Annotated in this window: 9 protein-coding genes; 5 read left to right on the forward strand and 4 right to left on the reverse strand. The window is 64.5% G+C overall.

What is annotated here, in order from left to right; genetic code table 11:
- The 3 genes from ACTHLF_RS12500 to ACTHLF_RS12510 form a co-directional block, all read left to right on the forward strand.
- A partial coding sequence (locus tag ACTHLF_RS12500) for a type IV secretory system conjugative DNA transfer family protein (protein WP_440327674.1) occupies positions 1-1,598 on the forward strand: 1,598 nt, incomplete at its 5' end.
- A gap of 81 nt (positions 1,599-1,679) precedes the next feature.
- A complete protein-coding gene (locus ACTHLF_RS12505) occupies positions 1,680-2,234 on the forward strand; it encodes a hypothetical protein (protein ID WP_440327675.1) in 555 nt (184 codons plus the stop codon).
- The gene (locus ACTHLF_RS12510; protein WP_440327676.1) at positions 2,215-3,672 is read left to right on the forward strand and encodes an XVIPCD domain-containing protein; all 1,458 of its coding nucleotides are present in this window, start codon (positions 2,215-2,217) and stop codon (positions 3,670-3,672) included. Before ACTHLF_RS12505 ends, ACTHLF_RS12510 begins: the two co-directional genes overlap by 20 nt.
- Before the next feature lie 45 nt (positions 3,673-3,717).
- On the opposite strand, the gene ACTHLF_RS12515 is transcribed toward ACTHLF_RS12510, so the two are convergent.
- The gene (locus ACTHLF_RS12515) at positions 3,718-4,263 is read right to left on the reverse strand and encodes a hypothetical protein (protein ID WP_440327677.1); all 546 of its coding nucleotides are present in this window, start codon (positions 4,261-4,263) and stop codon (positions 3,718-3,720) included.
- Positions 4,264-4,489: 226 nt separating this feature from the next.
- On the opposite strand from ACTHLF_RS12515, the gene ACTHLF_RS12520 reads away from it, so the two are divergent.
- Together ACTHLF_RS12520 and mutS are read left to right on the forward strand one after the other, a co-directional pair.
- Positions 4,490-5,389 (forward strand): peptidoglycan-binding protein, encoded by a 900-nt coding sequence (locus ACTHLF_RS12520; RefSeq protein WP_440327678.1) that lies wholly within the window; start codon positions 4,490-4,492, stop codon positions 5,387-5,389.
- 107 nt (positions 5,390-5,496) lie between these two features.
- A complete protein-coding gene (mutS, locus tag ACTHLF_RS12525; RefSeq protein WP_440327679.1) occupies positions 5,497-8,082 on the forward strand; it encodes a DNA mismatch repair protein MutS in 2,586 nt (861 codons plus the stop codon).
- Positions 8,083-8,379: 297 nt separating this feature from the next.
- Here the strand turns inward: mutS and ACTHLF_RS12530 are convergent, their stop codons facing one another.
- From ACTHLF_RS12530 to ACTHLF_RS12540, 3 genes are all read right to left on the reverse strand, one after another.
- The gene (locus tag ACTHLF_RS12530) at positions 8,380-9,222 is read right to left on the reverse strand and encodes a hypothetical protein (RefSeq protein WP_440327680.1); all 843 of its coding nucleotides are present in this window, start codon (positions 9,220-9,222) and stop codon (positions 8,380-8,382) included.
- Between the two features lie 186 nt (positions 9,223-9,408).
- Positions 9,409-9,792 (reverse strand): RNA-binding S4 domain-containing protein, encoded by a 384-nt coding sequence (locus tag ACTHLF_RS12535; RefSeq protein ID WP_440327681.1) that lies wholly within the window; start codon positions 9,790-9,792, stop codon positions 9,409-9,411.
- A 53-nt stretch (positions 9,793-9,845) separates the two neighbouring features.
- On the reverse strand, positions 9,846-10,377 hold a 532-nt coding region (locus tag ACTHLF_RS12540), incomplete at its 5' end, for an AEC family transporter (RefSeq protein WP_440327682.1).

Here is a 10,377-nt window from a genome sequence, read left to right on the forward strand (position 1 = left end):
CGTTGTGGTTCCTCGGCCTTGGCCAGGTACCGCTCGGATTCATGACGTTCATCAACTACGTCAAGGCGCTGGATCTCCCCCAGGTCCAGCCTTACGTCTGGAAGATCAAGACGGCCGGCATCATTGGCTTCCTGATTCCCCAGCTGCTTTGGGCGGTGTCGCTCTTCTTCATCCTGAAAAAGAAGAAGCAATCGATGCACGGCGATGCGCGCTTCGCCAAAGCGGCCGACCTGCGCAAGCAAAAGATGCTCGACCCCGCCCCGAATGGTGTCCTCGTCGGCCGCTTCAAGGGCGATCTGGTCCGCTTGCCCGGCCAGCAGTTCGTGATCCTGGCCGCGCCCACCCGCTCAGGCAAGGGCGTGGGTGTGGTCATCCCGAACCTGCTGGATTACCAGGAATCGGTGGTCGTGCTCGACATCAAGCAGGAAAACTTCGACCTGACCAGCGGCTGGCGCGCCAGCCAGGGCCAGGAGATCTACCTGTTCAATCCGTTTGCGGAAGATCGCCGCACGCACCGCTGGAACCCGTTGAACTACGTCTCGAAAGACCCGGCGTTCCGTGTCTCGGACCTGATGAGCATCGCCTCGATGCTCTACCCCGACGGCTCGGACGACCAGAAATTCTGGGTCAGCCAGGCCCGCAACGCGTTCATGGCCTTCTCGCTCTACCTCTGCGAGAAGTGGGACTACGACGAGAAGAACAATCTGCCCGAGATGCTCCGCGACAAGCCGACGCTGGGCATGATCTACCGCCTCTCGTCGGGCGACGGTACCGACCTTCGCGAGCTGTACGGCGCCCTGTCGCAAAAGCCCTTCCTCAGCGCCAACGCCAAGTCGGCCTTCGCCAACCTGCTCTCGCAGGCTGCGGAGACGTTCGCCTCGATCCTCGGCACCTTCAAGGAACCGCTCAACGCGTGGCTTAACCCGGTGCTCGACGCCGCCACCAGCCACGACGACTTCCTGCTCACCGATGTGCGCAAGAAGCGCATGACCATCTACATCGGCATCCAACCGAACAAGCTGGCCGAAAGCCGCCTTATCGTAAACCTGTTCTTCAGCCAGCTCATCAACCTCAATACGAAGGAGCTGCCGCAGACCAATCCGGAACTGAAGCACCAGTGCCTGCTGCTGATGGACGAATTCACCTCGATCGGCAAGGTCGAAATCATCGCTTCGGCCGTGTCGTACATGGCCGGCTACAACATCCGCCTGCTACCCATCATCCAGAGCATGGCCCAGCTCGATGCCGTATACGGCAAGGATGTCTCGCGCACGGTCATCACCAACCACGCGCTGCAGATCGTCTATGCACCTCGCGAACAGCAGGACGCGAACGACTACTCCGAGATGCTCGGCTACACAACGGTCACCAAGACCAACGTCACCAAGAGCAAGGGCGGTGACAGCAAGAGCAAGACCGAAGAGAAGCGTGCGCTCATGCTCCCGCAGGAACTCAAGGCCATGGGCACTGACAAGGAAGTGTTCTTCTTCGAAGGTATACCGCACCCGGTGATGTGCGACAAGATCAAGTACTACCAGGATAAGTACTTCACGTCGCGGCTGTTGAAGAAGACGGATGTGCCGGTGTTGGCGGTGTAATACCGCACCAATTTAGGAGAATTAATGAGCAGGCCACCAGCTCCGACCCTCCGACGTTGCTTATGCGCGCTAGCGATCGTCATGATCGCTGCGTGCAGCAGCGGAAGCGCTCATCCGGACGTCAAACTCAATCCGAGCCCGGTCAGATTCTTCGAGCTTTCCGCCGTAGTCAAGAACCCGCCCGGTGACTTCGACCGGGTCGAAGCAAAGGCGTTCTATGAGGTCGAGAACACGAAGTGCGCGCCGCTACGCAAGGTGTCCGGGGTGCGTGACACGCCTCACTACACCATTGATTTACCTGTGACGCCTGCAGGAATTGCGTATCGGGCCCGATTCGCTGCCGATGCGCTGATGGATGGAGATTACTTCGGACAAGGTGTCTGCCATTGGCGCCTTACGTCAGTCGCCGTTTCATTCATCAGGAAGCGCCGGGGTTTTCATGCCTCCATCGTCCCGCCCCAGGCACACGAAGTCAGTTCCACAGCACCCTATTTTTCTATCGAATCGTACGAAGATTCAGCGGATCGATTGATCGACACGGGGCTTCGTGACAAGTCCAAGATCACTCACCCCGACAAAGCATTTCAAATTGAGCTAACTGCCAAGGAGGCAACACGTGAATCAACGTACCGATGAATATGCCAACCTGTCCGCGGCCTCGTATCGCGAAGACTTACGCATCGGCGACGATGTGCAAACGAGTGGGCGACACTTTGTAGTTGTTGACTCAGCCGCAAGCCTCATAACTGGGTTCTCAGCGACGACGTTCCGTGAGAAGGACGGCCAGGACATGGTTATCGCGTTTCGCGGCACTGACGACCCATTTGATAGCGTTGTCGATGGAATCATGGTCGGGCAACGCGTCAATCTTCAGGCGATCGAATCCGAGATATACACCGCGAATACGCTTAGACGTGCCGTGCCACGCGGCACAAGTCTTGATGCCGGGGACGTAGTAACCGTGACCGGCCATTCACTCGGCGGTGGTCTTGCGCAGTTGAATGCTGAAAAGTTCGGTCTCCACGGAGAGACCTTTAATGCCTATGGCATCGTTGGGCTGATAGGGCACGAAAAGTCGGGCGGCGGTCAGATGATCAACCATGTCCGGGCGACCGACGTTGTGAGTGCCGCGAGCGAGCACTTCGGCGAGGTGCGGGTCTACGCGACGACCCCGGACATCGAAGCGCTTAAAGCGGCCGGGTATGGCGCTCCGGGAGCACATGGTGTCGGTCGGATGCTCGCAGGGGCCGACATCGGAGCCCACTACATGGCGAATTTCGATAAAGCTCCCGACAATCCTAGCATCGTCAATGATGTGGCCGCGAAGCGATACGAAAACAACAAGGAACTCGTCGATGCATTCAGGGGAGATATCCTTGCGCACCGAACTACATTGACCTCAAACCTGACGGAGCCGGCGCTGATTGGCGCTCGCGCCATGCGCGGCTCGGCGGAGGCAATGGCTACGACGATGGCCGGCCAAGCTCTCTACACCGCCGGCGAGGCCATCCACGGCGCGCAGATGGCGCGAGACGCCGGCAATAGCCTGCTCGACGCCACGCGGGCTGCCATGCACCGTGTGTCGGAGCGTTTTTCGGATCCGGCCACGGCGAATGCGCTGGGCACCGCCACCTACGGAGCGCCGATTCCAACCCCACCGAGCAATGATTCGGACATCCGGAGAGCGGACCACCCGGGCCATGAACTTTTTACACAGGCTTACCGGGGCGCGTCGGCCGTCGACAAGGATCTGGGACGCAAGCCTGATGAGAACACGCAAAAGCTCGCAGGAGCACTCGCCGTCGCTGCGGCGAGGGACGGTCTGAAGCAGATCAACCATGTGGTGCTGAATGACGATGGCAGCAAGGCGTACGCGGTTCAGGGGGAGTTGAATTCCCCGCACAAGAAGTACGTCGAAGTGAGCACGCATCAAGCGATCAGCACGCCACTGGAGCAGAGTTCTCAGCGCTGGACCGCGGCGGCCGCCGCTCATCAGCAAGAGGCACAGACCCAGCAGGCAACGCAGGCCCAGAACCAGGTACAACAGGCTTCGATGCGGCCTCACGGGCCTTGATCAGCGCCCCGCTTCAGGCGCGTAACCTTTCCGGTTCGCGCCTGGCTAACCGCCACCCTTGCACTTCGTATCCTTAGGCACGTCGCCGCCCTTCGGCTTGCGATCAAGAACAACGTACTGTTTCCCCTTCCCTCGCGCCGCACCGTTGGCGCGGTACCACGCCAGCTTCCCGGCCTCCGCTGTCATGTAGGCCGCGACTTCGCTGTAGGCGGGACAGGCTGGGTACCCGCCGCGCTCGTCATCGTCCGTGCAGAAGCGAACGGCAAGGGTGCCGTCATGCCATGCGCCCTGGAGGCGGCCCTGGCTACCGGTCGTCCGGGTTCCGTCTGACCAGGTTCCTTCGAACGCCGGCGACCCCTCGTGAATAGTGACCTCCACGTCGTGGCCGAGGTTGCAGTCAGTCCGGTAGCCCCACTCGCCCACAAGGGCGGCTCGGTCGCTCGCGGTTTGGGCGATACCCGCGCCTGCAATGCCCTTGTCCAACGTTGATGGCCGGAAGACCTTCTCTTCGGCACCGGATGACGCCGCAGAAGCCCCGCTGCTGATCGCTAGCAGGCCCGCGATCGCGAACAGTGCTTTTCCAATAGCCAAGCGTCGCATCCTGATGGTTTCCTTTCCCGTGGGCATGGGCCGAATACTAGCGTGCCACGTGGTCAAAACGCTGCGCCCATAGGGAAATCCCCGACCCCCAGCGTCACCATTCGCCTACACAACTCACAGGCATACCCGCCGGACGCTGTAGTCCGCCGCGCGTTACCGTGCACCCGGCTCACGGAGTGGGCCCACGGAACCGCAAGGCAAGGGACGACGCATCACCATGAACCGCGAATCACAACTGGCGACACTGGCCTACGCGGCCGGCATCATCCATCCACTGGAACTGGCGAACTTCATGGCGCAGGTGTGCCATGAATCGAACGGGCTGAGCGTGCTCGAGGAGAGCTTTCGCTATAGCCGCGGGATCGAGCACATCCCAGTACGCTCGGCGTGGCGCGAGGGCCGTGAGGCGCTCGAGGCCGCGCAGAAACTCGCCCTGCAGGGCAAGCCAGAATCGCTGGCCGAGCTCATGTACGGAGGGCGGCTTGGCAACGACGCGCCGGGCGATGGCTGGCGGTACCGCGGCCGCGGTTACATCCAGCTCACCGGGAAGGACAACTACCGCGCGGCTGCCGACGAGTTGCGCATCGATCTGCTCGGCATTCCGGGTCTTGCCGCGGAGCCCGAGACGGCCTCGCACATCGCGATCTGGTTCTGGCAGACGCGCGTGCCGATCTCGGCACTGCAGGACGTCAGGGCCGCGACGCTCGCGATCAACGGCGGCTTCAATGGCCTGGACGATCGCCAGGCGCGTTTCGATGCATGGGAGGCCCGGCTGTCGCCCTTCACCATGCAGGATCTTTCCGCCGGGCTCGGCCTGCTGCCGGTGGTTGAGCAGCCACCACGCCTGCTCAGGGAGGGCATGTGGGGCCTGGATGTACGCGCCCTGCAGACGAACCTGATGCGCCTGTGCTTCACCGATGGCAAAGGGCGCCCCCTGGAGATCAATGGCGTGTTCGGCCCCGGGACCGCCGAGGCCGTCCGGGCGTTCCAGCGCCTGCACAAGCTTGGCGCGGATGGCCTCGTCGGCCCGCGGACGCTCGCCGCCATCACCGCCCAGCTCGCTCGCCTGCAACAGCCACGGCGTGCGCCGTTGGGGAGCCGAAGCATCCGGCCCTGACGTAGCTCGTGCCGATCGCCACCGGGGCTGTTCCAGCGCCGGGGCGGTATCATGTACGACCGGCGTGCCATGGGTGGCACGCCTTCGGCATGGAACCAAGCAAAATCATGGCTTTAGCAGAAGACATCGCCTCGGCGGCCGGGCATACGCCGTTCATGCGCCAGTACCTGGCGGCGAAGGCGGAACACCCGGATATCCTGCTGTTTTTCCGGATGGGTGACTTCTACGAGCTGTTCTACGACGACGCCCGCAAGGCGGCGCGCCTGCTCGATATCACGTTGACCCAGCGCGGCCAGTCGGCCGGTGCGCCGATCCCCATGGCAGGCGTGCCCTACCACGCGGTGGAGGGTTACCTGGCCCGCCTGGTGAAGCTCGGCGAATCCGTCGCCCTGTGCGAGCAGATCGGCGATCCGGCCACCTCCAAGGGGCCGGTGAAGCGCGAGGTCGTGCGCATCGTCACCCCGGGTACGGTCACCGATGCGGCGCTGATGGAAGAGCGCCGCGACAACCTGCTGCTTTCGATCGCCGCGGGCCCGAAGGGTTACGGCATGGCCTGGGTGGATCTTTCCACTGGCCGCTTCCTGCTCACCGAAACCGCCACCGCCGAAGGCCTTGCCGGTGAACTCGCCCGCCTGCAGCCGGCCGAAACCTTGGTCAGCGAAGACGTGGCGTGGCCGAAGCTCGTCACCTCCCTGCCCGGCGTGCGCAAGCGCCAGCCCTGGCACTTCGATGGCGATGCGGCGACCCGCGAGCTGTGCCGCTTCTTCAAGACCCGCGACCTGCGCGGGTTCGGCGTGGATGGCTTGCCGCTCGCCGTCGCGGCGGCCGGTTGCCTGCTCGGCTACGTCGAGGAAACCCAGAAGAGCGCGTTGCCGCACCTCACCGGCATGGCCGTCGAGAACGCCAGCGAAACGATCGCCATGGATGCCGCAACCCGGCGCAACCTGGAGATCGACACGCACCAGAGCGGCAACGTCGAAAACACCCTGCTCGGCGTGCTCGACGAAAGCGTGACGCCGATGGGTGCTCGCCTGCTCCGCCGCTGGCTGAACCGCCCACTGCGCGATCGCACGCTGCTGCGCGGCCGCCACCAGGCGATCGGCGCGCTGATCGATACGCGCCGCCACGGCACGCTGCGTGAGAAGCTGCGCGGCGTCGGCGACCTGGAACGCATCCTCGCCCGCGTGGCCCTGCGCTCGGCACGCCCGCGCGATCTTTCCACGCTGCGCGATGGCCTCGCCGCCGCACCGCGCCTGCGCGAGGAGATCGAAGGCGTCGACAGCCCGCTGCTGCACGACCTGGTGCAGCGCATCGGTGACCACGCCGAAACCGCCGCCCTGCTCGCCCGCGCCATCATCGAACAGCCGCCCGTGCTGCTGCGCGATGGCGGTGTCCTCGCCGATGGTTACGACGACGAACTCGACGAACTGCGCCGCCTGTCCACCAACGCCGACCAGTTCCTGGTCGACATGGAAGAACGCGAAAAGGCCAGCAGCGGTATCCCGACGCTCAAGGTCGGCTACAACCGCGTGCACGGCTATTACATCGAGATCACCAAGGCGCAGGCGGAGAAGGCGCCGACGCATTACACGCGCCGGCAGACCACGAAGAACGCCGAGCGCTACATCACCGAGGAACTGAAGCAGTTCGAGGACAAGGTGCTCTCAGCGAAGGAGCGCTCGCTGATGCGCGAGCGTGCGCTGTACGAACTGCTGCTCGACAAGCTGATCGAACAGCTCGGCACGCTCAAGATCGCCGCGTCGGCCATGGCCGAGCTCGACGTACTGGCCAACCTGGCCGAGCGCGCGGAGGCCCTCGACTGGGCGGCGCCGGTCCTCACCGACGTACCTGGCATCCGCATCGAGCGCGGCCGCCACCCGGTGGTCGAGAAGGTGCGCGACGAGCCCTTCGAACCGAACGACCTGAGCCTCGACAAGTCGCGGCGCATGTTGATGATCACCGGCCCGAACATGGGCGGTAAGTCGACCTACATGCGCCAGAACGCGCTGATCGTGCTGCTCGCTCATGTCGGCAGCTATGTGCCGGCGTCGGCCGCCATCATCGGCCCGATCGATCGCATCTTCACCCGCATCGGTTCGGGCGACGACCTGTCACGCGGCCAGTCCACCTTCATGGTGGAGATGAGCGAGACGGCGAACATCCTGCACAACGCCACCGAGTGCAGCCTGGTGCTCATGGACGAGGTGGGCCGTGGCACGAGTACCTACGACGGCCTCTCGCTCGCCCGCGCCGCCGCGGTGCATCTCGCCGCGACCAGCTGTGCGTACACGCTGTTCGCCACGCACTACTTCGAGCTGACCGAACTCGCTGGCGAATACCGCACCATCGCCAACGTGCACCTGGATGCCGTGGAATACGGCGACCAGCTGGTCTTCATGCACACGGTGAAGGAAGGCCCGGCCAACCGTAGCTTCGGCCTGCAGGTCGCGGCGCTGGCCGGCCTGCCGAAGACGGTGATCGCTGATGCGCGGCGCTACCTCTCGGCGCTGGAGCAAGGCCACGAAGTCACCGCCGCGGTCGCGGCCCCGGAGACGGCTGCGCCGCAGATGGGGCTGTTCGCGCCGCCGCTACCGTCGCCGGTGGAAGAAGCCCTGCGTGCCGTGGACCCGGATGATCTCAGCCCGCGTGAGGCGCTGGAGCAGCTGTACAAACTACGCAAGATGCTCCGCTAGTCCCCCGTAGGAGCCCACCCTGTGGGCGACATCTTTCGCGATGACACGGCATGGCCGGTAGCGCTTTCGCGAACGGCGTCGCCCACAGGGTGGGCTCCTACGGCGGGCATCCGGGACGTTTCGACGATAGGGCCGCCCTATCGGCGCCATCCAAACAATCGAATTCCCTCGCGGTTTGGGCGCTCCTATAGTCACCCCATCACGGCCCCTATCGACTCTCCATCCATCGGTGCCGTGATGCCTTCCGCCCCGCCCTGAGAATTCAGCAGCCCGGTGGCCGGGGCGGGAGGCGTTCTTCTAGTAGCTCTTGTTGCTCGTCACGCCGCCAAGGCCGTAATGGCGGGATTCGATCAGCGTGCGCATCAGCACTATGAACAAGTCGGCGCTGAACAGCGACAGGTAGTGCACGCCCCATAGGGTGTTGCCGCGTTCATCGAGCAACCGCAACGAGCCGGACGTCGTGCCTTCGTCCACGGAGGCGATGTCCGCGAGCGGAATCGTCATGCCTTCGAACTCCACGCCGAGCGGGCTCAGGTAGAACGCGCTTGCCTTAGTATCCTGCGCGCCGCGTCCCTGCCGCCGCGCGTGGCGGTCTTCGTCCGTTACCGTGTGGAAGACGACGCCTTCACCGGCTTCGAGTGCGCGCAAGGTCAGCGGACCACGCTCGCGCAACTGCCCTTCGATGATCGCGCCACGCAGGCGAAATGCATCACCGAGATTGTCGAGGACATCGATCCAGGGCGATTGCGCATCGCGGCGGAATGCCAGCGCATTGACGAGCCCGCCCTGCTGCCCTGTCCGGTAGAGATAAAGGTCCGCCATGTGCGCGAACGGCACAAAGTCGTTGGTCTTCGTGCGCGTGTGCTGGATAACCACGCCGCGCTCGTGCAAGGACAGCACGGTGGCCGGCTCCAGCGCCTTCCAGGCGACGGCAAGACCAAGCCCGCCCAGGCAAAGCAAAGCGGCGATCACCGTGGCGACGGGGTGTGCGGCGAGTGAGCCGCCGGCGGCGACGAGCAGCGGTGTGGCAACACCCGCGAGAAGCAGCAGCGCAGACGTCGCGAGCAGGACGGCGTGCGATCGCGTCCGCCCATGCCGGCTGACAAGCCGGCCCGGTGCGATGCCTGACGCTGGAACCATGCGAATCCCTCCGCCGGTGTGGGGACGTCACCGGGATGCCGCGAGGCTACAAAATCTCACGCCGGATGAAAACAGGTTTCATGCCCACTGCCTGTGGGAGCGCGCTTGCGCGCGATGGGTGCTAGCGGCAAGACCTATCGCGCGCAAGCGCGCTCCCACAGATCGTCCGCGGTGCGACATCGCGTGTCAGAGGGTTTTCTTCAGGTCCTGGATAAGACGGCGGTCGCGCTTGTCAGGACGGGCATCCGGCCGGAACAGCGCGCCACCGGTGAGCCGGCGGTCTTCGCGCATGCGGGCGCGCTCGGCGACGCTTTCCTCGGTCTCCTGGTAGAGCTTCTGCGCGTCGGGCGCGGGGCCACGCTTCTCGGCCAGCCCGGCCACGAGGCAGATGAGCCGCTCCTCGCCGCGGGTGATCCGCAGCTGGTCGCCTACGTGCACCGTCTTGGCCGGCTTGCAGGCGGCGCCATTGAGTTCCACCTTGCCGCCGTCGATGGCCTGCTTGGCCAGGCTGCGGGTCTTGAAGAAGCGCGCGGCCCAGAGCCACACGTCGGCGCGGACGCCAGCGGTCATGGAAGTTTCGGTCATGGGAGAAGTGTGCGGCCGCCGCGCGGCAAACCCAAGCCTCAGGCCGGCCGGAACAGGTTGCCCAGCGGGATGGTCGCCAGCGAGAGCAGGATGCCCGCCCCCAGCACGGTGTTCGCCAGGCGCGGCTCCAGGCCGTGCTGGTCGGCCAGGATCGCCGCCGAGATCATCGGCGCCATGGCCGCCTGCAGCACGCCTACGGTAAGGATCACACCACCGACGCCGGCCGCCAGGCCCACGCCCAGCGCGATCAATGGGGCAAGCACCAGCTTCCAGCCCAGGCCCGCGGCAAGGGCGCCGACCTGGTCACGCTGCAGGTGCAGCTTGAACTGCAGGCCGACCGAGAACAGCGCCAGCGGCGTCAGGGTCTGGCCGATCTGCAGCAAGAGCTTGTCCACGGCAACCGGCCAGCCGCCGAACACGCCAGCGATGACACCGATGATGAGGCAGACAAACGGCGGGAAGCCCAGTACGCGCTTGGCGATCAACGCCCTGCTCGTGCTCTTCCCCGAATAGAGCGATGCCACGATGATCCCGCCCGCGGCCAGCAGCGGAAAACAACCGAGCTGGTCG

Origin of the sequence: Luteibacter sp. (genome assembly GCF_051958795.1) — a bacterium.
Lineage (GTDB): Bacteria > Pseudomonadota > Gammaproteobacteria > Xanthomonadales > Rhodanobacteraceae > Luteibacter.